This is a genomic window from Labedaea rhizosphaerae (genome assembly GCF_004362825.1).
Taxonomy (GTDB): Bacteria; Actinomycetota; Actinomycetes; order Mycobacteriales; family Pseudonocardiaceae; genus Labedaea; species Labedaea rhizosphaerae.
Genome location: NZ_SNXZ01000003.1, coordinates 894102 through 918508, shown reverse-complemented (window position 1 = coordinate 918508; position 24407 = coordinate 894102). Strand labels below are relative to the sequence as shown.

Here is a 24407-nt window from a genome sequence, read left to right as displayed (position 1 = left end):
GCACCAGGACCGCCCGCATCATGATCTGTCGGTATTTTGCACTGTTGAGTGAGGCTTCACAATGAAGTGCTGGGATGGTCGTCACCGTAGGTATCGGCCGCCGGAACGCCACCAAGTTCGGCGGTGGACGAAACAATACGCCGGATTAGCTTGATATTTTGTGACCGACACCATTTCTTTCTTCCTCAACGGCGAACTGGTGACGCTGGAGAACCCGTCGCCGGACCTGCTCCTCATCGACTACCTCCGTTCGCCGGAAGTCGGGTTGACCGGCGCGAAGAAGGGGTGCGGGCAAGGAGGTTGCGGCGCCTGCACGGTGATCCTCTCCAGCCGCGATGCCAAGTCCGGTGCGGCCACGCACCGCTCCATCAACTCGTGCCTTCGCCCGGTCTGCGCCCTGGACGGGTTGTCGGTGACGACCATCGAGGGCACCGGCGACACGACGCGGCCCGCCCCCGAGCACCTCGCCCACCAACTGGCGTACTCCCGCGCTGCGGCGCCGCCCACCTACGTCACCAGTCGCGAGGCGGACGCGGCGAAGGCTGCCAGCCAGTCCCGGGGCGAGGCGCAAACCGCGACGGCGCGGGCGCTCGACGCGGGCGCAGGCATCGACGAGGTACCGCCGGGCACCGCCCTGGAAGGCATGAACCCGGTCGCCCACCGGCTGGCGATCAACAATGGCACGCAATGCGGCTACTGCACGCCCGGCTTCGTGATGAACATGAGCGCGTTGCTCGAGAAGAACCCCAAGCCGACCAAACGCCAGATCGAGGACGTCTTCGACGGCAACCTGTGCCGCTGCACCGGGTACCGGCCGATCCTGACCGGGATGGAGACCTTCGCGAGTGACTGGACCTCCGAGGACGAGTCGGCCCGGATGAAGTGCATGCCCGAGGAAGCGCTCTCGGCGATGGTCCCGGCCGCGCGGCCCAAGATCGCGCTGCCGCCCGACGACGGGCCCCCGCCGGGGACCCAGCGGTTCGAGAGCGACGGCCGGGTGTGGGCACGGCCCGCCACGCTGGCAGAGCTCGGGGCGTTGCTGCGGGAGTTCGTGGGCAAGTGCACCAGAATGGTCAACGGCAACACCTCCTACGGCGTTTACCCGGACGAGGTGCGCGCCGCCGAGGTGCTGATCGACATCCAGATCGTCCCGGAGCTGCACCACACGTCCGCGACCGCCCAGGCCCTCGAGGTCGGCGCGTCCACGACCTACGCCGAGCTGATCGACCAGCTCGACGAGATCCGCCGCACCCGGGGCATGGCGGAGCACACCGCGGCGGGGGCCCTGTGGCTCATGGCCCGCCGCACGGCGGGTGCCATCGTGCGCAACGCGGCCACGATCGGCGGCAACACCATGCTGGTGCTGGAGCACATCCAGGTCGGCGAGCCTTTCCCGTCCGACCTGCTCACCGTGATCGTCGCGCTCGGCGCCCGGGTGAAGGTGTGGTGGGCGCTGCAGGATGACGAACCCCGTGAGATGGCCGTGGCCGAGCTGGTCGACGAGGTCCGCGCCGACTCGGGCAAGCTCGCCGGCCTCGTCATCCTGAGCTACGTGCTGCCGCTGCCGCCGGACCCGGTCACGAGGGTGTTCGCGCAGAAGGTCGCCCTGCGCGACGTCAACGCGCACTCGCTGGTCAACGGCACGACGATGCTGCGGCTCGAAGGCCAGGGCGTCGACACCGCGACCATCGTCTACGGCGGTATCGCGCCCTTCCCGTGGCGGCCGGTGCGCACCGAGGCCCAACTGGCGAACAAACCCCTGTCCCTCAACGACTTCCCCCAGCTGGCCGCGACCCTGCGCACGGAGGTGGCAGCGGAGCTCGCCCGCTGGCACGACCGGATGACCCAGGTGCCCTGGGAGGGGATCACGGACGAATACCGCACCGAGCTGGCGGTCGCGTTCCTGTACAAGGCGATCGTCAACGCGCTGCTGGGCGTCGCCCCCGACCAGGTGCCCGTGGCCGACAAGTCGGCGGGGGAGAGCACTTGGGGACGCTGGGAACTGTCGGGCGGCAGGCAGACCTACGTCATCCAGGACTGGAAGGCGCCGGTCTCCCAGCCCTACATCAAGCTCATGGCCTTCTACCAGGCGACCGGCAAGGTGACCTACACGCACGAGACGCAGGTGCCTGCCCGCACGGTGAACGCCGCCTTCGTGGCGAGCCGTGCCGCACTGGCGAACTTCCACTTCCACCTGCCCGGCAGCGCCGATCCGGTCGACCAGGCGGCCCTCGCCGAGTACCTGACGGGGCACCAGCCGGGGTTCGTCGGGCTGGTCGGCCACGACCAGGTGCCACCCCACGGCATCAACATGCAAGGCATGGGCGGCGATCAGCCGCTGCTCGCGGTGGACATGGTCAACTACGTCGGGCAGGCGATCGTGCTCGTCGTGGCCGAGACCGAGCAGCAGGCGGTCGACATCGCCGCGTTCGTGAGCGAGCAATGCGTCGACTACACGGACGTCACGCAGTGGCCGTCGCACTGGCGTCGTCCGGTGCTGACCATCGAGCACGCCGTCAAGCAGGGCAGCATCTTCCCCGACTACCCGACGACCGCGAACTTCAACTCGCACGTGTGGCAGATCAACCGGCCGGATTCGGACCTGTCCTGGGTGGCCAAGCGCGAGCCGTTCGACCGCACGCCGTCGGCCAGGACCACGAAGATCGACGACGTCGAGTGCGTCATCGTCGCCAACACGCAGACCACGGGCGGTCAGGCGCACTTCTACATGGAGACGCAGGCGTGCGTGGTCGAGCCGGTGGACGGCGACCGCTGGCGGGTGATCCCGTCCACCCAGAGCCCCATGGAGATGCACCAGACCTCCGCGATGGCGCTCGGCGTGGAGTACCACCGCATCGAGGTCGACGTGCCGCAGGTCGGCGGCGCCTACGGCGGCAAGACCGAGCAGGCCAGGTTCGTCGTCGGGCCCGCGATCGTCGCCGCCAACGCGCTCGACCGGCCGGTGCGCCTGGTGCTGCCGCGCGACACGGACACCGGCATGATCGGCAAGCGGCACGCGGTGTACGGCGCCTACCAGGTCGCGATCGACCGCAAGACCGGTGTGTTGCACGGGTTGGACACCGCGATGTGGGCCGACGGCGGCGCGTTCTACGACTGCTCCTTCGTCGTCACCAACTGCCTGCAACTGCGCGCCGACAACGCCTACCAGGTCGACAACTTCCGCAACCAGATCGACGTCTGCCGCACGAACAAGGCGCCGAGCACGGCGTTCCGGGCGTTCGGCGACATCCAGGGCAAGCTGATCACCGAGAACGCGATCGACGACGCCGCGTTCGCTGCAGGCCTCGACCCGGCGGTGGTCCGGGAGCGCAACCTGTACAAGCGCGGCGACGTGACGCCGTTCGGGCAGGCCCTGACCTACTGCTACATGCGTGAGGTCTGGGCGTACCTGCGCAAGGAAGCCAGGTACGACGCACGCAAGGTCGTGGTCGACACCTTCAACCGGACCAACCGGTGGCGCAAGCGCGGGATCGCGATGGTGCCGGTGAAGTACGGCTCCGGCTACAACCTCGTCCAGCTCGAACAGGCGGTCGCCTACGCCGCGGTGTACGCCGGTGACGGCAGCGTGGTGATCCACCAGGGTGGCGTGGAGATGGGCCAAGGGCTCAACACCCGGGTCGAGCAGGCCGCCTCGTACATGTTGAACGTGCCGTTCGACCTGCTGCGGATCGAGGGCCCGAACACCGGGGTGATCCCGAACCCGACGAGCACGGGCGCCTCCACCGGCACGTCCTACAGCGCGGAGGCGGTCAAGCAGGTGTGTGAGCAGCTGCGCGCCCGGCTCACCGAGTTCGGCTACCGGATGCTGGCGGAGAACGGGCCGGACTGGTGCTGCGAGCGCCAGATCGACTTCTGGAACTACGGCAAGCAGGGCTGGGCCACACCGGTCACCAACCGGGCCACCGGCATCACGCGGCTGATCTGGCAGAACCTCGTCCAGGTCGCCTACCAGCAAAGGGTCGACCTGGTGGTGTCGTTCACCGCGCCGATGCAGGGCGGCGAAACACCGCTGACCGCGCTCACCTACAAGCCGATGAAGGATCAGCACGACATCCCCGGCATCACGGTCGACCGGGACGCCGCGCCGGGCGGTGCGGTCAATCAGTTCTGCGACTTCACCTACTCCGCGGCGTGCTCGGTGGTCGAGGTGGACATCCTCACCGGGGAGGTCAAGGTGCTGAGCTCCGACATCGCCTACGACATGGGCTGGAGCCTCAACCCCGCGCTGGACATCGGTCAGGTCGAAGGCGCGTTCGTGCAAGGCATCGGCTACGTGCTGACCGAGGACCTGGTGTACCAGCCGGAAGGCGACGACGAAGGCAGGCTCAACACCGTGAACACCTGGCGGTACAAGCCACCCGCGGTCACGACGATCCCGCTGGAGTTCAACACCCACCTGTTCCCACGCAACCTTGCCCCCGACGTGCCGGAGAACCCGGCGAACGTGTTGTCCGCCAAGGAGGTCGGCGAGCCACCACTGGTCCTGGCGACGAGCGTGTTCCTCGCCGTGAAGGACGCCGTGCGCGCCTCCCGCCTCGAACGCGGACTCGACGGACTGTTCCGGATGGACGCTCCGGCGACGGTGCAGGAAGTCCGCCGGGCGTGCGAAGTCGACCTGTCCCAAGGAAATGCGAGCACCTCATGACCGACTCGCTTGTCCGGCAAGAACAATCCACCGCGTCCATGACAGTCGCCGCCGCGGACGTGCGCAGCCACGACCTCTGGGAGCACGTCCAGCGCGGCCTGGTCTACCCGGCGCCGCACGCGCTGTTCGCGACTGGAGGACCTGTTCTTCCGGCACCGGTCGCCGGGATCCGGCTCGGAGTTGTCGCACGGCCGCGGCACGACATGGCCGGGTGACTTCAGCCATCCGATGCCTCGAGAGCACACTCGAGCAGCGGCTCTGAGCGGAATCTACGCACCCGTTCCCGCACCCAAAGATCAACTACCAGGCAGTCCTATGTGGCGCTACCGCAAGTCAACCTCGGTGGGGCTGAAGGGATTCGAACCCTCACCGGCTGGAACCTCAATCGACTACAACCCGCGGCACCGGTTGGCGACCTGGGCATGAGCGGCTCCGGTGACTCTCCGCAGCACCTTGGAGGCAGTACTGGACACCAGTTCATGCCCACATTCATGCGTCCGAGACCGGTATCTGAGCCGGTGATCAGCCAAGCGAAGTCCCGGCCGACGTAGAGCGACCACCGCAGTGGCGGCGGACGCAGTGGCGTCCTAGGGTGCCGCCGAACTGACTACCAGCGCGATGCGCCGTCGCCTCAACGTCGACGACTTTGGGCCATCCGTTACCGCCCACCCGCAGCGTGCCGGACGGCCACGGGCTTGATTCTGTTCACCTGCAATGACAATCTGCGCAAGGGCGCGGCGCTCGACGCCGTCCAGATCGCCGAGCTACTGGCCCGTGCCGCCCTTCGCGATGGTGAGCCGGGAAGGAGGCATGTGTGGCGGCGGGGACGGGGGTTCGCGGCTGGTTGCCGGCCAGCCCGCACGAGCGCCGCTACGCGACGATCACCGCGATCGACTCGCTCGGCACCGGCAGCTTCCTGACGGTCAGCGTGGTCCTGTTCGTGACCGTTGTCGAGGTCACCCCAACGCAGATCGGCGTCGCGCTCGGCATCGGCGGGGTGCTCAGCGTGCTCACCAGGGTGCCACTCGGTCGGCTGTCCGACCGGCTCGGTCACCGGCGCAGTCTGGTGCTGGTACACCTGTTGCGCGGGCTGGCCTTCCCCGGTTACCTGCTGATCGACGGGTACACCGAGTTCCTGGTGCTCAGCGTGTTCATCCTGGTCGTGGACGGCTGGGAGAGCCCGGTCCGCAAGGTGGTGCTGCTGGCGTTCGCGCCGCTGTCGCAGCGGGTCCGGATCGCCGCGTACAACCGGTCGGTCTACAACGTGGCGTTCTCGGCCGGTTCACTGCTCGGCGCGCTCGCGCTGCTGGACTCGACCGGTCGGGTGAGCCTGTACCTGATGGTCACCGCGAACTCACTGTCGTTCCTGTTCGCCGCGGTGCTGGCGTACCGGATGCCGGCGAGCAGCACGGCCCCGGCGAGCCGCCGGCCGGCGCCGGTGCGTAGCCGGCAGTACGCGGTGGTCGGGCTGTTGCTCGGTTGTCTGTTCACCTGTACCAGCGTGCTGACAATCGGTCTGCCGCTGCTGGTACTGAGCCACTTCGCCGAGCACCGGTGGCTGATCGGCTTCTGCCTCGCGCTGCACACCGCGATCGCGATCGTCCTGCAGATCCGGCTGAGCCGCGGCACCTCCGACATCCGCGGCGCCTGCCGGGCCGGGGTGATCGGCGGGTCGGTGCTGGCGGTGGCGTGCCTGCTGTTCTACGCGGGGGCACGCACCAGCACCCAGCTGACGGTCGGCGTCGGGCTGCTGCTGCTGGCCGTGGCGGCACTGTCGATCGGTGAGCTGCTGGTGTCGGCCGCCACCTGGGGACTGTCGGTCAGCCTGCGCAAACACGACCTCACCGCGCACAACCAGTCGGTCTGGTCGATGTACATCTCGCTGCCGCAACTACTCGGACCGTTCGTGGTGGTGTGGGCGCTGCACCAGTTCGGCGACGCGGGCTGGCCGGCGCTCGGCGCGCTGATCCTGCTCGCCGCGCTGGCGCTCAGACCCGTCTCATTGGCGGTGGATAAGGCGATCACGCGCGGCTAGCATCGAACTTCTGCCGATTCTCGGCCACGGGAGATGGGGACGCCGGTGCCTGACACTTCGCTGACATGGTTAGTGGTCGGCGCCGACCGTCTTCGTTCATCCGTTCGGCGGCCACCCGAATGGCAGATCGTCGAGTTGGCCTGTCCGACAGACGCATTCGCCCCGGCCGTCGACGACAGTCAGCTCTATCTGCTCGACGAGGTCGGCTGCCCGACCGTCCGGTCCAGGACGCTGGACCAGGATGGCACGGTGCTCGCCGAGGCGATGCACTCGCCCGCCGAGTTGCTGCGGCAGGGGACGAACACTCCCATCGGGCTGCTCCGGCAGGCCGCCGACGGCGTGCGGATGTACCTGCGCGTCAGCAGCTGCGCCGACCGACACCGATTCATCAGGGTGCCCGGTTCGCCGATTCCCCGCCACGGAGCGGTGCGCGCGCTGTTCGCCGCCGCCGACGAGCACTTCCTGAAGGTGAACAACCACTTTTGCTATCAGGTCAAATCACTGCCGGACGTCGAACTGGAACACAAATTCACCCTGGTCGACAATCCCGATGTGGGCCGACTGGCCAGGGACACCTACGAGCTGGCCGACTCGGGCCGACTGCCCGGCTGGCTGGTGCAGTTCCAGGATGAGGGCATCCAGTCCTGGGACTTCATGAACCACGTCTATGCCATCGAGCAGCCGACGGCGGACGCCGGCTACGTCTCGTTCATCCCGACCACCGACGGCCGGTACACGGTGAAGCGCAAGATCTTCACAGTGGACAGCGATGAGCGACCCGAACTGCGCAGTCGCGGCGTCGCCGTCACCGACTTCGACGAGTACCTGCGCGGCGTGCTCGGACTCACCCCGGCCTGGCACGCCAGCTTCCGCCGCGCGCGCCACGACGTGTGCGTCGAGTCGATCGAGACCGGCAACGCGTTCGTCATCTCCTACGACCACAGCACGATCGTCGATGACGCCGGGGCCGCGCTACCGGGGCTGGCCGAGCTCGTCCAGTGCGAGGTCGAGTACCGGTTCAGTCAGTCGTTGGCCCCGGTCGACTACCGGCAGGTGCATACCGACCTGGCGATACTGCGGACGTTGCTGAACGACTTCTTCGACCGGCGGTCGATCGTGCACTACCAGCGCCACGAGTCGAAGCTGACCTTCCTGCGGAGACAGCATGCCGGTGTTCGCTGACCAGGGCCGGATCTGTCTCGTCGGCGCGACCGGCAGCGGCAAGTCCACCACCGCCGAGCTGCTGACCGAGTACCTCGCCGCGGCCGGCCGCCGGTCCCGCCTCATCGCGCTGGCAGCGCCGCTGCGCGAACTGCAGGACCAGCTGTACCGCACGATCGGTCAGCCGAAGGCGGCCGATCAGCAGGATCAGCAGCTGATGTTCGCGCTGGCCACCAACATCCGAAGGATCCGGCCGACCGCGCTGGTCGACCTGTTCGAAGCCGCGCTGGCCGACACCCCGCCGGACACCGTGGTGATCAACGCCGACCTGCGCGACCACGCGGTGGACGCCGTCCGGTTGCGCGAGCTGGGGTTCCGGTTCGTCCGGCTGCGCTGCGACCGCGTGGTGCGCCAGCACCGGCTCGGCCGCCGCGACGACATCAGCGTCGTCGACGACGAGCGGGAGTTCCGGCTCGACGCCATCGCCTGCGATCTCGAGTTCGACAACAGCAGGCCCGGTCTGGCGCACCTGCGCGACTTCTGCCGTGAGCTGAGCCGCGACTTGATCGAGGTCGCCCGGTGCTGCTGACCGGTGCCGAGATCGCCGACGAGTACCGACGCGGCGTGGTCTCGATCGAACCGTTCGATCCGGCCCAGATCGAGCAGAACAGCTACGGCTTCCGGCTCGGCCACCGGCTGCTGGACTGTGCTGCCGGGGCGGATGCCGGCTTCGACGCCCGGCAGCCGATCACCCCGATCGCGTCTCGGCGGATTCCAGCCGACGGTGTCGTGTTGCGGCCGAACCGGCTTTACCTCGGCGAGACGATGGAGGTGATCGGCAGCAACCGGCACGCCTGCGAGCTGTACGGGAACCTGTCGGTGGCCGCGCTCGGGGTGTGGGTCCAGGTCAGCGCGCCGCTCGGGCACACCGGCGCGGTGGTTCGCTGGACACTGGAGATCCGGGTGGCCCAGGCGATCCGGCTGCACGCCGGGATGCGCATGGGCAAGGTCGCGTTCTGGTCGGTCGACGGCGCGGTGCTGCCCTACACCGGCCGCTACGCCAACTCCCGCACGGTCCTGCAGAGCCGGCTGGTCCGGGAGCCTGCCGGATGATCCTGTCCGGGAACCAGATCACCCTCGAACAGCGGGCCGGCCGGATCGTCATCGATCCGTTCGACGAGACCGCGGTGAATCCGAACAGCTACAACTTCACCCTGTCCGATCGCCTGGTGATCTATGCCGACGACGTGCTCGACGCCAGCCGGGAGAACCGCACCGAGGAGCTGCGCATCCCGGCCGACGGGCTGCGGTTGCAGGCCAACCGGCTGTACCTGGCCGCCACCCGCGAGGTGATGGGCAGCGAGCACTTCGTACCGACCTTCGCCGCCCGGTCGTCGGTGGCCCGGCTCGGGCTGTTCATCAACCTGTCCGCGCCGCTGGGCGACATCGGGTTCATCGGGCGCTGGACGCTGCAGCTCTACCCGACGCACGACGTGATCGTCTACGAGGGCATGCAGATCGGGCAGATGATGTGGTGGCGCACCATCGGCGACATCTCGCTCTACGACGGCAAGTACCAGCACGCCACCGGCCCGCGTAGTTCGATGCTGTACAGGAGTTTCCAGTGAACGGTTTCGTCGCGCTGGCCGCGGCCGGCGAGCCGGAAGCGCACGGCAACAAGGCGGCCGGGCTGGCCCGGGTGTGCACCCGGGTGTCGGTGCCGGACGGGCTCTTGGTGCCGGGCAGCTGGCTGACCCACTGTCTGGACCACAGCACCCGCGCCCGGCTGGCCGACCTGCTGTGTCGGGTGGACGACGCCGACGAGCCGGCGCTGGACCGGCTCACCGCCGAGCTCGACGCGCTGCTGCAACCGTTGCGCCCCAACGTGCAGCGGGCCGGCGCACTGCTGACCGCGAGCACCGGGCTGGGGCCGCTGGTTGTGGTGCGCAGCAGCTCGTCCGATGAGGACTCCGCCAACCTGAGCTTCGCCGGGGTGTTCGACAGCCTGGTCGACGTCGCCGAGGCCGACATCGTCGCGGCGGTCTGGCAGGTCTGGTGCTCCGGCTTCGGCGCGCGGGCGCTGCGGCAGTACCGGCGGATCGGCCGGGTGCCGCGCATCGACCACCTCAGCGTGCTGGTGCAACACGCGATCCGGCCGGTCACCGCCGGCGTGGCGTTCAGCGAGCCGTCCGGTGACGCCTACGTCGAGTGGGTGTCCGGACACGGCGCCGACCTGATGGGAGGGCTGGCGGTGCCCACCGGCGAACGCCTCGACCGGCGTACCGCCGTCGACGGCTGGCGGGCCCGACTGTCCGCCGCGCTGGTCGAGCTGTCCCGGGACGGCTCCGGACACGACGTGGAGTGGGCCTGGGACGGCGAACGGCTGTGGGTCGTGCAGGTCCGGCCGCGCACCGCGGTTGTCGGGGCGGCCGCGCCGACCGACGGACTGCGGGTGTCGCCGCTGTACGAGGGCGACCAGCACGACCTGTTGCTGGGCGACTGCGCCGAGGACTACACCCGGATCCGGGCCAAGCGCCGGCTGCCGAGGGCGATCGCGCTGGCCGAGGGCGCCTCGGTGCCCGGCGGCTGGTTGGTCAACTGGGACACCGGCGCCGCGTTCGACGCGCTGGCGGCCTGGAGCGCGGAACTGCCGGCCAGGGTCGTGGTCGACTCCAGTCCGACCCAGCGCCAGTACATCCTCACCCGCGCCGAGCTGCCGGACACCGTGCGGATGCTGGCCGACGGCACCGACGGGGTGTTCGCGTTCCTGTGCCGCGAGTACATCCACGGCGAACTCGCGCTGCTGTCCACTGTGGCCGCCGACGGATCGGTCTACGTGGAGGCGTCCGACGAGGGCCTGCTCGCGGTCAACCGGGGATTCGGCGAGGCCAGCCCGGTCGACGCCGAGCAGCTCGACCGGCTGGTGGGAGCCGCGCAGGCGGCGGCGCTCACGGCCACCAGCCGCCAGCACGCGCGGCGACTGCACCCGCGCGCAGTGCTGGAGTGGGTGATCAGCGACGGTCGGCTGATCTTCGTCGACTACTCCGCGCCGAGCACCGGGGAGGCCGGTGCGCCGACGGCGCTCGGCGGCCGGGTACTCAGCGCCGGCCTGGCCAGCGGCCGGGTGCGGCATCTGGACATCGACGACGTGCTCACCGAGTCCAGCATCGCGCCGATCATCAGCATCGCGCAACCGGTGTCAGCCACCGAGGAGGCGCTGCTGGTGCGCCAGCTCCGGGACCGGCTGCGCATCGACCCAGACTCCGACGGCGGCGGTGACGGTGACGGTGACGGGCTGATCGTCGCGGCGGCTCGGCCGATCGCGGTGCTGTCGCTGCTCATCGGCCAGGTTGACGGTTTCGTGTTCGAGGAAGGTGCGCTGCTCAGCCATCTCGGCATCCTGCTGCGCGAGGCGGGTGTGCCGGCGGCCATCGTCGGCACCGGGAACCTGCCGCCGGAGGACTGCGTTGTCGACTTGGTGCACGGCGCGGTCCTCACCGGGTCGATGCGGAGACATTAGCTCAGCACCTTTGTCCGGATCGCCGGACCGCAACCATGCTCGAACGTGCGGGCCAAGACACGTGGGCCGGACGCCGGTGCTGGTCACGCCCGAGCCGGGCGAATTCACGTGATCGGGTGCGGACACTCCGAACGCCGTATTCAGGTCTTCGGAGACTTTCACGGTCCATCACCGTCGCCCAACGAGAGCGACGGGTGTGCAGCCGCCGCGCGAGTGTCGGGGCGCCGCCATCGACGCACTCATCTGCCGCTGTGCAGATATGGCTGGCGGCCGTTCGGTCGGCGTGATCGCGCCTACCTTGCGGTCCGTCATGGCCGGGCTGTCGGCGTCAGATGCCTCTGGAGCACTCCCAAGCCACTACATTGAGTGGAATTTGGCACCCGTTTTCGCACCCAGCGGTTAGCTCGACGGCAGCCCGACCTGAGCGTTTCCGCAGGTCAAGATAGGTGGGGCTGAAGGGACTCGAACCCTCACTGGCTGGAACCTAAATCGACTACAAACCGCGGCACCAGCGTGCGACCAGGGCAGACGCAGGCTCACGAGGACCAGATCGAGGCAGTAGAGGCGCCAGAAGCAGCACGCCGAACGGAGCCGGCGCCAGCCGTCGCCGCAGGAATGCCTGAGCCCGAAACACGACGGTGGGCTGATCGACGTAGATATGGCTGTACCTGCTGCACTCGAGGTGCCGACCCATTGCCGGGGTTGCGGGCAGATGCTCCTTCTTCCCCGACCTGGACGTTACGGGTGTCAGAAGTGCGAGCCGATTCCCATGGCCTCAAGTCCACGGTTCCGGTGGGACTAAGGATGCCGGGCAAACCTATAACGGCTGGTTGGTGGAACCGACTTCTTAGTACGGCGCCAACTTGGCGATGATGGTCGCTTTGTGGAGGATGCGCCCAGGTGTTCGACAATCGCCAGCTCGCTACCCTTATCTTGTTCGGCTGTTTACTAACCTTGGGTCTCGCTACGAAGTCCGGCCGGATGGGGCTGGCGGGCGCTGCCAGGTCGTTCTGGCGGGTCAAGGTCGCGGGGTCGGTGCTTCTCTACGTGGTGTGGCTGGTCGGGGTGCACTGGCTTGGTGCTGCTGTCGGCATCTGGAATGGTCGCCTGCTTGGCGAATCGGCCTACTGGAGGATCATTGCGGGGTTTGTCCCGTTGTTCCGCATGGCCGAGCCGCGCAAGCATCGCCGACCGTTCCGCTCGTTGATGCGAGATCTCGTGACGAGCACGGTTTTCTTGGTGTTTTCTCAATCTCAAGCCCTTCGACCTGGCGGGTGAGCTGGTCCTCCAAGTCGTGCTGGCTCTCCTGGTTGGCGGCTAGTTGATTGCCGTGCGTAAGCGCCGGAGGAATGCACGCAGGATCTGCGAGGTGCTTCTACTCCTGGTCGTGATGGGCATGGCCACCTACACGGTGGTGTGGCTAGTGAGGGCGGGGAGCTCGCCGCGTTGAACGATCAGGCCGACCAGCTCGGATGGGTGGAGTTCCGCGACCGCAGCAAGCAGGGGCGCGATCAAACTGACTCCTCTGGATGCCGCCCCGGAGCCGAAGAACCTCCGGGCGTTGAAGTCGGAGATCCGGACCCGGTGGGGCACGGTGCCGCTGATCGACATGCTGAAGGAAGCCGTGCTGCGCACCGGCAGGGCGGCGACATCGCCACCAACCGACGCGACGAACAGGAACTGTCGGTGCTGTGCCTGAGAGTGCTGCAATCAGCGCTGGTGTACGTGAACACTCTGATGGTCCAAGACGTCCTGGCCGACAAGGCTTGGGCCGACCAAATGACCGAGGTCGACCACCGCGGCCTAACCCCGCTGTTCTGGACCCACATCGCGCCCTACGGCGAGATCCGGCTGAACATGCAGCACCGCCTCAGCCTGATGACGAGCTGACACAGGGACATCCGTCCGTTGGAGGATGGGCTATTGCAACAGTCGATCATGCTCGGTCGTGGACCAGCGCCAGGCGTTGAGCTGCGGGTCGCTATCCAAGTGGTGCGTCGTCGTCTCGGCGATGAGTTCCGCGAGCCCGCGGAGTCTGAACTGTCGGCCGGCGTAACCTCGCCACCGGTGTCCGGGGTCCGCGGACTGCCGCTCACCCCCGACGACTTCTTGCGCTGACGGCGGGATCCGGGTGTTCGGCGTTCGGTGACTCGGGGCTAGGTGAAACGGGGCCCGGCGACACGGGATCCGGCGGCCCGGGGTCCTGTGGCGCCGGATACCGCACGGCTGCGGGAAAGCAGCGCAGCAGTGCGGCGAGCCGCGCGGTATCGCCCGCCACCTCGGTGTCTGCCCGCTCGACGGCGTCGTGCAGCGCCGCACCAGCGAACACCAGATCGCGCAACGTCGCCGCCTCCGGCACGGTCAGCAACGCATCGGGTTCGGCGTGCTCACCGCGGTCCAACTCGAGGCGCCCGCCCGCAACGGTGATGCGGAACCGATCGCCCGCGACGTCCAGCTGGCAGCGCAGCGACAGCTCACCCGCCAGTGCCGGATCGAAGGTGGCGCGCAGGGCGAACAGCAGCGCGTCGACGCTCAGTTCCGCCGCGCCGTCCTCGGGCAGCGGTGCGCGGCTGCCCCAGTGGGCGAGCGCGCGGAGCACGGGCTCCAGTTCCTGCCCGCGCTCGGTGAGTTCATACACGGCGGCGGGCGCAGGCGGTCCCAGGCGCCTTCGCCGCACCAGGCCGTCGGCTTCGAGCTCGCGCAACCGCTGCGCGAGGACGTTCTGGCTCATCTGCGGCAGCCCGCGGTGCAGGTCGGAGTAGCGCTTCGGGCCGAAGACCAGCTCCCGCACGACGAGCAACGCCCACCGCTCGCCGACCGCGTTCAGCGCTCGCGCGATGCCGCAGGGGTCGTCGAACAACCGCTTCTTGCTCATGCACCCGAGTGTACTTGCACAACAGGTGTTCATGCTCCTACATTAGGAGTATGGTCACTGTGACCTCCGCCGACGGCACCGTCATCGGCTACACACGCACGGCGACGGCCCCCGGTGATCCTGGTCGGCGGCGGTCTCGACGACGGAACGGAGAACGCCCCACTCGCCGAGGCGCTGGCCGCGCACCGTGCTCAACCAATCCGTTCGCAACACCGAGAGAAGGAATCGAACCCATGGGAAAGTTCGCGATCGAGACGAGCGGGTTGAAGAAGAGCTCGGCAAGACCCACGCGGTCGCCGGTGTGGACCTGGCCGTGAGCGCCGGGGCGTGTACGGCGTGCTCAGTCCGAACGGGGCGGGCAAGACCACCACGATCCGCATACTGGCGACGCTCCTGCACCCCGACGCCGGAGAGGCGCAAGTGCTCGGCTACGACGTCGTGCGTGACGCCCAGGCGGTGCGGAGCAGGGTGGGCCTCACCGGGCAGTTCGCGTCGGTTGACGAGGACCTCACCGGGGTGGAGAACCTGTGCTGCTCGCCAGGCTGCTCGGCTACTCACGCCGCCGAGGCAGGGAGCGGGCGGCCGACCTGCTCGACGCGTTTGGTCTTGCCGAGGCAGCCGATCGGCAGGTGAAGAAGTACTCCGGCGGGATGCGCCGGCGCATCGACATCGCGGCGAGCCTTGTCGTCACCCCCGAACTGATCTTCCTCGACGAGCCCACGACTGGGCTCGACCCGCGCAGCAGGAACCACGTCTGGGAGATCGTCAGGGGCATGGTCGCCGAGGGCGCCACCGTGTTGCTGACCACGCAGTACCTCGACGAGGCCGACCAGCTGGCCGACCGGATAGCGGTGATCGACCACGGGAAGGTGATCGCCGAGGGCTCGAGCAGAGCCCTTGGCTGCCGCTCGCCTGTCTCGTCGTGGCGGCCGTGATCGCAAGGGCGCGGTGGTCGCGCACCGAGGCCGTCGTCGGCACGCTGCTCAGGCGCTGAGACAAACCTCTCGAACGGAGATGTGAGATGAACGAGATGGACTTTCGCGTGACATCAAACGATGGCACCACCATCGCCTACGACCGGAAGGGAAGCGGCCCGGCTGTTGTCCTGGTAGGCGGCGCGCTGGACGACGGAGCCGAGAACGCTCCCTTGGTACCTGCTCTCGCCGAGCACTTCACGGTCTACAACTATGCCCGTCGGGGGCGCGGCGCGAGCGGCTTCACCGAGCCCTACGCCGTGGAAAGAGAGATCGAGGACCTGGATGCGTTGATCGCGGAGGCGGGTGGCTCGGCACACCTGTTCGGGGCGTCCTCTGGTGGCGCGCTGGCGCTGGAAGCCGCGGCCGGGTCAGCCATCGACACGATCGCCGTGTGGGAGGTGCCCTACGCGGTCGGGGACGACATACGCCCGCGATTCGAGGAGTACATCGCGGACACCCGACACGCCTTCGACGCCGGGCGAGACGAGGAGGTTCTCGAACTGTTCATGCGCCTGTCCGGCGCTTCCGACGACAACATCGCGGCCAGGAAAGCGGCAGGCAAGCAGACGTCGCATTGGGCGGATTCGGTCGCCCTCGCGCCCACGCTGGTCCACGACAGCGTCTTCCACAACCGCTACCAGTTGCCGACCGATCGACTGGCAACGGTCACCCAACCGGTCCTGGTCACCACCGGAGGACCGATCACGGTCCCCTACATGGCAGGCCTGCCCTCGGACTTCTTCGACCGCGCAGCCGACGAGCTTGCAGACCTACTACCCCACGCTCAACGGGAGACCCTCGACGGGCCGGATCACGTCGTCGACCCACAGACCATCGGCCCACTGTTGCTACGGTTCTTCAGCAGCGAACACTGAGAGGCCCGCGAGGTGGTGCGGGAAGACCGATTGCGCACCGCGCAAGCAGATCTTCGTCGCGCCAGGGACACGGGGCGGACAGGTGGTGCCGAGGTTGATGTCGTCGGCGGCATCACACGCCTGATCCTGGGCGTGCTCGTCACCAATCAAAATTACCCATGCAAGAATTGATATATGAGCTGGTCAAGCTTGGTGGGACTGAGGGGAGTCGAACCCCTACTGGCTGAAACCTAAATCGACTACAAACCGCGGCACCGGTGCGCGACCAGGGCAGAAGCAGGCCCATGAGAAGGGGATCGAGGCAGCAGAAGCATCAGTTGCCGCTCGTTCGCACCCAAACTCGCACCCAGCGGGTCGACGGTGCAGCGGCCGGTGGCTTGCTGGCTTCAAGCCGTGATGCCTATGGTGCCGAGGAGGCGCCTTCAGCCGTCGATGCGTTGGGAGCACACTCAACCTGCGACTCTGGGCGGAATCTACGCACCCGTTCTCACCGCTGGCGATTGGTGGTTCTGTGCTAGGCGGTCTCGCCGGCTGCCTCAATCTGGTGCGTATGGTGTCGGAAAGTTGTAGAGGTACGCGCAGTGTCGAGGCGCCGGTATCAGGTTGATCTCGTGGCCGTTCCTGATGCCCGAATGAGGGGCGCTGGGATCGAGAAGGGTTTAACCGTGATTTCGAGGGTTCTTGTCGATTCAGTTCCGTGGGCTGACGTCCGTTCCGCGAACGGCGGTGCGGAGTTCGCTCCCGACGCCATGCGTGATCTTCTGGACGCGAGCTCCGAGGGTGAGGTCCTCGATGCATACTGGCGCCTGGACGATCGCGTTGTCTTGCAGGGCACCTTGTTCGAGTCGGCGAGGTGGGTGATCGGGCCGCTGTTGGCGGGGCTGGCGACCGAGCGGCCAGCGTTCGTCCGTGAGCACGTCGTGAACCTCCTGGTGGAGATCGCCTTGGGCATACCGATCGAGCCGACGGAACCTTCCTTGCACGGTCTCTGTTATGACGAGCTACGGAAAGGAACTTTGGATCATCTACGTCCTCCTCGACGACGACGTGCCGATGGTGCGGTTAGGTGCCCTTGAACTGCTGAACGTGGCGGAGCCGGACAGAAAGCGCTTCGCCCTGATAGTCGAGCGGATGAAGGCCGACTCTGACAGCAGAGTCGTTGAACTGGCCCACGTGTTTGCACCATGATTTCCAGCGCTCAGCGCGCCTCTGCCACCGCGGACCTCGGCGCCAGATGCCTCTTGAGCACACTCAAGTCGCTGCACTGAGTGGAATGTTGGCACCCGTTCTCGCACCCAGGGGTCAGCTTTGTGGCGGCCAATCCGAGCGTTTCCGCTGGTCAGAGCTAGTGGGGCTGAAGGGATTCGAACCCTCACCGGCTGGAACCTAAATCGACTACAACCCGCTGCACCAGCGTGCGACCAGGGCATACGAGGGCTCGCGAGGACCGGATCGAGGCAGCAGGGGCACCAGTTGCCGCACGTTCGCACCCAAACTCGCACCCAGCGGTCGGTGGCGCTGTGCTTAGACCTGGTCTCAAAACTCGGCGTGTCGCTAGGTGAACCAACGGCCCGTCCCTGGCTCCGCACCGCCCGCCTGTAGGCCCGGCCCGACGGACCGGAAGTCTGTCAGAGAGACTGGGGGCCAGTGCCCGCCCTCTCGACCTGGAGCCTTTGATGCCGCAAGGGACCGTCCGTTGGTTCGACGCCGAACGGGGTTTCGGCTTCCTCGCGCCCGAGGACGGCTCGCTGGACGTGTTCGTGCACGCCTCCGAGATCGTCGAGGACAGCGGCGCGAAAGTGCTCCGCGAGGGTCAGGCCGTCGTGTTCGAGGTCGGCGAGAACGACCGCGGGCCCCAGGCGCTGCGCGTTCGCGTCACCGCCGATGCGGCCACCGGCAGCGCCGTGGGCCTGCTCGGCACCGTCAACTGGTACGAGCCGGGCAAGGGGTACGGCTTCGCGTCGCCGGATGGCGGCGGCGCCGACATCTTCGTGCACAGCTCCGCCATCGTGACCGGCGGCGTGGTCACCGAGGGGCAGCGAGTGGCCTTCCTGATCGTCGAAGGCGAGCGCGGCCCGCAGGCCGGGCACGTGATCCCGCTGGGAGCAGGGGCCGGCTCACCCGCTGCGGCTGGTATCGCGGACGGTGCCGACGGCACGGTGGCCTGGTACGACGAGGACAAGGGCTTCGGCTTCATCAACCCCGACTCCGGCGCCGGGGACGTCTTCGTTCACGTCCGGGCCCTGGCCGAGGGGCTGACGTGGCTCGCAGAGGGCGACCGCGTCGCCTACGAGGTGGCTAGTGGAGACAAGGGCCCGCAGGCCCGCGACGTGCACCTGGTCCGGGGCGCCGAGCCCCAGACGGCGCCGCAGCGGTCGGCACCTGCCGCGGCCGCAGCGCCGGCGGCGCGGGACGTGCCCGTACGAGGCGGCGAGGGCGTCGTCGCGCGCTACGACGGCGACCGCGGCTTCGGCTTCATCACCCCGGACGCAGGCGGCGCCGATCTCTTCGCCCACGTGTCCGTGATCATGGGGTCGGAGCCGCTGCAGAAGGGTGACCGGGTCCGGTACGCGGTGCGTCAGAGCGACCGGGGCCCGCAGGCCGACCGCATCGAACGCCTCTGAAGAGGCGGCCCCACCGACCGCTGATCACTTCCCGACGAGAGTGCTCGTTCATCCCCGTCGATGGTGCCGTCAGCAACGCGGCTGCAGCCTCCCAAACTATTCAAGCCAGCGCCCAACGACAGAAACGGGCCTAAGCCGCTGAGAGCTGCGGACGAACGTCCGCTCATGCCGCGTAGGGTGCGTTGGTACTCGCGGCAGAAGCGATCTCGTCCCACACGGAATAGCAGTTGCTACTCGTGGGGCATGCAGTCGCTGCCACCTGCTTGCGCAAGCCTCCATCGCGCCGCGTCGCGATGGAGTTCGCTAAATAACGGCCGCCAATAGTCGTCGAGAACAGCTTGCTCAACCGTTAGATCCCGACGGCCCATACGAATCAGACGCTCGAACCCACTCTGAATGTCACCACTAGCTAGAAGACGACGAGCAGCCGCGGCAGCACCCCCAGGCCCTCTCATCATGGCGATCCACGCGGTCGGCACGTACCCCAGTCGCCGGCACTCCTCGACGGCTTCCTCACAGGCTCGCTGGAACTCCGCCTCCAGGGTCATCAACGCAGTCTGCCACTCCCAACCCGAAGGCCGCTCCTCCACATTGAGGCGTAGGGACAGGGATCCAAAGGCCGGTGCAGGCCAAAGTAGTGCCGCACAGGCACGACTGGACAGCTCACCACGAAGTAGACCCGATACATGCCATCCGCTCTCACCCAAACGAGCTCATCTGCCGCTGTGCGGGTATGGCCGGCGGCCGTTCGGTCGGCGTGACCGCGTCTGGCTGCGGTCCGTCGTAGTCAGGCTTGTCGGTGGCAGGTGCCTCCTGAGCACTCTCGAGCCGCTGAACTGAGTGGAATGTTGGCACCCGTTTTCGCACCCAGAGGTCAGCTCAGCGGCGGTCGAAACCGAGTGTTACCGCTGGTCAGAGCTAGTAGGGCTGAAGGGATTCGAACCCTCACCGGCTGGAACCTAAATCGACTACAACCCGCGGCACCAGGTGGCGACCTGGGCATGAGCGGCTCTGGTGACTCTCCGCAGCACGCCAGAGGCACCGTTGGGCGTCAGTTCATGCCCACGCTCATGCCCAAGGCTCACGCCGAGGCGGCCTGCTCGCGCCGCAACTCGATGCACGGACCAGCAACAGGCATCATGTGACACTGCTAACGCTGCGAGTCGACTATCCCGCATCGATGTGGAGGGCTGCACCGCAGCGCCGCTTCTCTAGCCCCCCTTTACCTTGACATCTAGGGGGGCTAGACTTACCGTTGTGGTGTTTAAGTCGATGCGAAGACGCGAGGTGGCGGACCGGCTTGTTGCGAACGGATGCACGTCGGTTCGCAACAAGGGCAACCATGAGGTTTACGCCTGCGCGTGCGGCATACACCGGACCGCCCTGCCTCGCCACGGGACGATCACGCCAGGGGTAGTCGACAGTATTGAACGTCAGATCGCATGCCTGCCGAAGGGATGGTTGAAGCAGTGAACCAGCAAGTATTCAAGGCCACCGCCATCCGCGAGGGTAGGTGGTGGGTCGTTGATGTCGATGGCGTCGGCGTCACCCAGGGTCATAACGCCGCCGAGGCCAAGGCCATGGCCGTCGATCTGGTCGAAGCTATGCTCGAGATCGACAGTCCGTCGGTAGAGGTCGAGTTCGTGGTCGGCGCTGTTCCCCCTGCGGAGGTTAGGCACGCTCGCACGCTCGTGCAGCAACTGGCCGAGGTGCAGCGAGAGACAGCGCGGGTATCACGTCAAGTTGCGGCCAAACTGTCAGCCGCTGGTCTCACGGGCGCAGATACTGCAGCGCTGTTGGGCATCTCGCCTCAACGGGTGTCTCAGCTCCTACAAGAACCCAGTGCAGCTCCGAAGAAGGCTGCTGCTGCGAAGTCGTCGAGGACTACGAAGACGCAGTCGACAGCTGGCAGGACACGGAGTCGACAAGGGGCGATTACCGACCTCACGAAGCGCCGCGCAGGAAAGACCGCGGCTACGAGAACGATCACCAAGACGAAGTCCGGACGGGCGATGCCAAAGTCCGCCGCAGCGAAGGTAAAAACAATCAAGAAGACGGGGCAGGGCAGACAGTCGCCAGCGTAACGAACACGACGCTCCGGCCTCTGATCAACCTCAAAATTGTCGGTCCCCTGTGCCATGGTTGAGGGTGGGTTGCGGAGTGGCACGCGCGACGTGTTCGAGCGGGATCTACTCGTGACCGGGGCAGGGTCAGCGTTCGATGGTGCTGGTTGTCTCCGATGGCTGCTGGCATTGGGCGATGGAGGTGCGCAGTATGACCACCGATGTTCGCTTCGTTCCTGACGATCGGCAGCTGGACTTGTCCAGGCTGTCGCCGGCCGACTTCGCCTTGATCGCGGCACTTCATGGCCAGATCGACCGTGGAGATCGTGTTCTGCTGTGCTTGCGACCGGCGCAAGACGGTGCGGACGAGATGTACATCCGCAAACGTGGTGACACCTTCTGGGCTGCCCACTTCCCGGGTGGTGGTCATGGAGACCATGAGATCCGGTTGGAAAGCGATGAGCATCGTCGGCAGAAAGACTACTGGTGCCGCGCGGCAACCGACGCCGGTTTCGAGGCCGAACAGGAATTCCGCACGGCGGGCAAGACCGTCCTGGACGTCGCTATAAAGGGTCCCTGCCAGACCGGCGTCGAAGTTCAGCGTTCCCATATCACCGCTGCGCACGCCAAGGCCCGCACGACGAAGTCCTACAAGGCGGGTTGGCTGCCCGTCTGGTTCGCCGACTCCGACGCGCAACCCAAGTGGTTCTTCGAGGTGCCTTCCGTCGGCTGTAACAGCATCGGCTGGACCAGCCTGCCGCATCGTAGGGCCGCTACCGCCGCGCGCGGCTTGCGGACCATCTCCGCGGCGAGATGCACCGCTGGGGTGTTCGATCGATGCCCCGATCGAAACAAACGTCCTTGCGGTAGGTACCACCCCCAGCATGAACCCTGGGCAGGGCTCACTATCGATGATGTAGCGGCGATGATGCCAGCGCGGCAGGCAGTGCCGATGCGCTGGAACGGCAAGCAGATCTACATCGTGCCGCCGAAGAGCCTTGATCTCTACCGCGAGCTGACGGGGAGGGACGACCTATATCGTGCCGGTCAGAAGGAACAGATCGAACGGACCCTGCGGCAGCAGCTTTCGCAAGAATGCTTGAGCCCCAAACATGATGGCGGGCTCTTCGATGCGGACCTGGTTGCTCCTGGCCTGCCTGAGGCACCAACCCATTGTCGCAGCTGCGGCCAGAAGCTCCTTCTGCGCCGGCCGGGCCGTGATGGGTGCCAGAGGTGCGATCCGATCCCTTTGACGTCAAGTTTGCGATTCAAGTGGGACTAACCGCCCTCGCTGAGAAGGTCCTGTTCGTCGGCACGCAGCGAGACTGCCACGAAGGGATGCAATTGCTGGTCAGCGTAGGTGCGGCTGGAGGAATGTATCGCGCCCAGGCCCGTTGACGATGCTGTTCACATGCGGTGAGCGGAATCTCCTGCTCACGCTGAAGGCAGACTCGTGGCCCTGAGGAGGCGGTGACCTGTGCCTGAGGCAGCGTTGCGTGGGACTAGCTTCGGCGACCGTTGGATCGAGGTACGTACGTCCGCTCAGGATGCGCGGGCGCTGAGGGAGGTAATCGCTGATCGCGGTCGTACAGGGCCGAGGTCGCTGCGGTTGGACGACGTCGTCGTGAACCTTGGTCACGCGGAAGTTGAGGTGAGGATCGGCGAGACCAGAGTCGGGTCACTGTGGGAAGTGGACATGTCGAGGTATGCCCCCGTGCTACGGACGGCTGGTCGTCCGGTGGAGTCCAGTGGCATCATAATCATCGACGCGGACGGCCATCCCGGCTCGCATGTCAAGTTGTACCTGCCGGATCCGGACATGCTGGTCCCGGCGAATTCGCTAGATCCGACTGTGCTCTTTCTGCCCGCACACGACCGTGCTGGCGGTATCACGTTAGCTCGTCGTAAAGCGGACCATGAGTTGATTGAGGCTGCGACCGCATCGCTGTGGTCAGGTCGTGATTGCTCGGTTTGGGTTTTACTCACCCGAACGTCCAGTGGAATCGACGCAAGCATAGACAAGATGCCGCTACCTTCCTTGAGCGACGAACGGGCAGCGGCTCTCCTTCTTAGTTGGGAGGCTCAATATCCACGGTCCAATGACCTTCAGTTCGAGTCAATCTTGTATAGCATTCGTGCCGGTCGGCAAGTGTGCGTCCGTTTCTCTCTTGCCTGAGGCGCATTCTTCGGTGTTCGTGTGTACCGGAGTCTGGCCCGACGCGGCTGATAGATGTGCGCTTAGCTTGTCGGCGAACGTGTAACACATGTCAGCGCCCGGTAACCGGGCGATAACAAGCAAAATGACCCCGCTAGTAGGGAGAAGCATGGCAAGGAAGACGGCCATCAATGTCAGGGATTGCGTTCGTGAACAAGTAGCAGCGCTAACCCGCTCGGAATTCTGGCAATTCGAGCTGGACCGACATAAGGCAAGTGAAGGTGACCTCGTTGTTGTAAACAACTCGTACTTCCATCGAGGGAAGGCATCGACGACTAAGAGCTCGAAATATCTCGGCGTCAGAATCGTCAAGGAAGGTGTTGCTGAGAGGGACCCGGTTATTGTCTTGAACCCTGGGCAGCTGAGGGGAGACACGAAGAAGCTTTCCGAGAAGCAGCTCGACGGAAAAGTGGAACTCTCAGACCTGCGTCAGGAGATAGCCGAAGAGCGCGCAAATCTGGGCTCAATTATATTCGCGCTCGTGTCAGAGATACAGCAGGATGAGGCGGTCGAAATTGAGATTGGTGGTAGGGGGTCGATTAGAGCGATCGGTTATGATCCTCGCCAAGAGGGCTCCGCTGAAGTCGTTGGTGACCGCTTGGTGGTGAATAGCCTAGATGATATCGATGCTATCTGGGTTGAGGCGTCAAAGTCTCTGGTGGCATCGGGGGTCGATCCTGAAAGCCTGTCTCTCGCGTTCAAGCGCGAACACGTCAAGTTGCGCAATATGTCGTACGCGCCGATTTCCCTGCGCACATTTTCCGATATTTCGGGAGACACCATACTGAGCAATGTAGTCAGGCAGCTTGAGAAGCAGAGGGCTAGCTATGGCTCCTACTTGGAACGCTATCTTGACAACCCGTTGAACGACGAGATTAGGCACGAAATATTGCGAGTTGCGTACAACTTCGCGGATGGGGCGGTCGTCTTTGCGGGCCTGGTTCAAGGGTTGTCCGATTTGAAACCGATATTGTTGTGGATGACGATCGCCGATCAGGTTGCTCTGTACACCGAAGTGTCGTCAATGCCAACCTATATGGGCGATGGTAGCAAAGTCTCATTCGAGTCTTACAGAAAGACTATATCCGATGCCCGGAATCAGGCGTTTCATGATATTTTCTCGCTAGGCAAGACGTTTCGCGTCAGGCTTGACGGAAGAGCCTTGTCTGGCGCGGAGATGCTGCTGTTCCGTAGTTATGGAGACCGCAACTCTCCTTCGTTGAACTTTAATGATCGGAAAGTTGTGGAGCTTTTGGAAGGGTTCACGCGGACGTCAGAACATTCAGTACCGATAGGGTTCTGGGAGAAGAACGTGCGCGTAATGGACTCGGTAGTTACTCTGGCGAAGTCGTTTAGCTACGCACTGGTGCAACTGGGCCTCTAGTGCTGCCAGGTT

17 protein-coding genes and 1 pseudogene are annotated in these 24407 nt (G+C 66.1%); 16 read left to right on the top strand and 2 right to left on the bottom strand.

Features of this window, described 5'->3' with window-relative positions; translation table 11 throughout:
* The first annotated feature begins 160 nt into the window (after nt 1-160).
* The 10 genes from EV186_RS21495 to EV186_RS21450 all read left to right on the top strand — a co-directional run bounded on the left by EV186_RS21495 (nt 161) and on the right by EV186_RS21450 (nt 13272).
* The gene (locus tag EV186_RS21495) at nt 161-4666 is read left to right on the top strand and encodes a molybdopterin cofactor-binding domain-containing protein (RefSeq protein WP_133851087.1); all 4506 of its coding nucleotides are present in this window, start codon (nt 161-163) and stop codon (nt 4664-4666) included.
* Entirely contained in the window at nt 4663-4881 is a 219-nt protein-coding gene (locus EV186_RS21490; protein ID WP_133851086.1) for a hypothetical protein, read from the top strand. Before EV186_RS21495 ends, EV186_RS21490 begins: the two co-directional genes overlap by 4 nt.
* A gap of 599 nt (nt 4882-5480) precedes the next feature.
* Entirely contained in the window at nt 5481-6701 is a 1221-nt protein-coding gene (locus EV186_RS21485; protein WP_133851085.1) for an MFS transporter, read from the top strand.
* 33 nt (nt 6702-6734) lie between these two features.
* Complete coding sequence (locus EV186_RS21480; RefSeq protein WP_133851084.1) at nt 6735-7883, top strand: hypothetical protein; 1149 nt, start codon at nt 6735-6737, stop codon at nt 7881-7883.
* Nucleotides 7867-8451 carry a P-loop NTPase family protein gene (locus tag EV186_RS21475; RefSeq protein ID WP_133851083.1) on the top strand — a complete coding sequence of 195 codons (585 nt, stop codon included), beginning with the start codon at nt 7867-7869 and terminating at the stop codon, nt 8449-8451. The genes EV186_RS21480 and EV186_RS21475 overlap by 17 nt, the downstream gene beginning before the upstream one ends.
* Nucleotides 8442-8975 carry a dCTP deaminase gene (locus EV186_RS21470; protein ID WP_133851082.1) on the top strand — a complete coding sequence of 178 codons (534 nt, stop codon included), beginning with the start codon at nt 8442-8444 and terminating at the stop codon, nt 8973-8975. Before EV186_RS21475 ends, EV186_RS21470 begins: the two co-directional genes overlap by 10 nt.
* Nucleotides 8972-9490: a dCTP deaminase gene (locus EV186_RS21465; protein WP_133851081.1), complete on the top strand. Its 519-nt coding sequence runs from the start codon at nt 8972-8974 to the stop codon at nt 9488-9490. Before EV186_RS21470 ends, EV186_RS21465 begins: the two co-directional genes overlap by 4 nt.
* Nucleotides 9487-11382, top strand: coding sequence for a PEP/pyruvate-binding domain-containing protein (locus EV186_RS21460; RefSeq protein WP_133851080.1), 1896 nt, complete (start codon nt 9487-9489; stop codon nt 11380-11382). The genes EV186_RS21465 and EV186_RS21460 overlap by 4 nt, the downstream gene beginning before the upstream one ends.
* 900 nt (nt 11383-12282) lie before the next feature.
* Complete coding sequence (locus tag EV186_RS21455; protein WP_133851079.1) at nt 12283-12660, top strand: hypothetical protein; 378 nt, start codon at nt 12283-12285, stop codon at nt 12658-12660.
* Between the two features lie 168 nt (nt 12661-12828).
* Nucleotides 12829-13272: a Tn3 family transposase gene (locus EV186_RS21450; RefSeq protein ID WP_166659256.1), complete on the top strand. Its 444-nt coding sequence runs from the start codon at nt 12829-12831 to the stop codon at nt 13270-13272.
* 202 nt (nt 13273-13474) lie between these two features.
* On the opposite strand, the gene EV186_RS21445 is transcribed toward EV186_RS21450, so the two are convergent.
* Nucleotides 13475-14257 carry a winged helix-turn-helix transcriptional regulator gene (locus EV186_RS21445; protein ID WP_166659255.1) on the bottom strand — a complete coding sequence of 261 codons (783 nt, stop codon included), beginning with the start codon at nt 14255-14257 and terminating at the stop codon, nt 13475-13477.
* Nucleotides 14258-14490: 233 nt separating this feature from the next.
* On the opposite strand from EV186_RS21445, the pseudogene EV186_RS21440 reads away from it, so the two are divergent.
* The 4 genes and pseudogenes from EV186_RS21440 to EV186_RS40810 form a co-directional block, all read left to right on the top strand.
* Nucleotides 14491-15144 (top strand): annotated as a pseudogene (locus tag EV186_RS21440) (ATP-binding cassette domain-containing protein); the annotation flags it as partial.
* A 134-nt stretch (nt 15145-15278) separates the two neighbouring features.
* Nucleotides 15279-16109: an alpha/beta fold hydrolase gene (locus EV186_RS21430; RefSeq protein WP_133851077.1), complete on the top strand. Its 831-nt coding sequence runs from the start codon at nt 15279-15281 to the stop codon at nt 16107-16109.
* A 993-nt stretch (nt 16110-17102) separates the two neighbouring features.
* The gene (locus EV186_RS21425) at nt 17103-17297 is read left to right on the top strand and encodes a hypothetical protein (RefSeq protein ID WP_133851076.1); all 195 of its coding nucleotides are present in this window, start codon (nt 17103-17105) and stop codon (nt 17295-17297) included.
* Between the two features lie 488 nt (nt 17298-17785).
* On the top strand, nt 17786-18733 hold the full coding sequence (locus EV186_RS40810; protein ID WP_133851075.1) for a cold-shock protein: 948 nt from the start codon (nt 17786-17788) through the stop codon (nt 18731-18733).
* Between the two features lie 1433 nt (nt 18734-20166).
* On the opposite strand, the gene EV186_RS21415 is transcribed toward EV186_RS40810, so the two are convergent.
* Nucleotides 20167-20412, bottom strand: a complete 246-nt coding sequence (locus tag EV186_RS21415) for a hypothetical protein (RefSeq protein WP_133851074.1) — start codon at nt 20410-20412, stop codon at nt 20167-20169.
* Nucleotides 20413-21007: 595 nt separating this feature from the next.
* Between EV186_RS21415 and EV186_RS21410 the strand changes: the two genes are divergently transcribed.
* Nucleotides 21008-22078, top strand: a complete 1071-nt coding sequence (locus EV186_RS21410; protein ID WP_208115707.1) for a competence protein CoiA family protein — start codon at nt 21008-21010, stop codon at nt 22076-22078.
* A 1042-nt stretch (nt 22079-23120) separates the two neighbouring features.
* On the top strand, nt 23121-24395 hold the full coding sequence (locus EV186_RS21405; RefSeq protein ID WP_133851072.1) for a hypothetical protein: 1275 nt from the start codon (nt 23121-23123) through the stop codon (nt 24393-24395).
* The last annotated feature ends 12 nt before the right edge of the window (nt 24396-24407 follow it).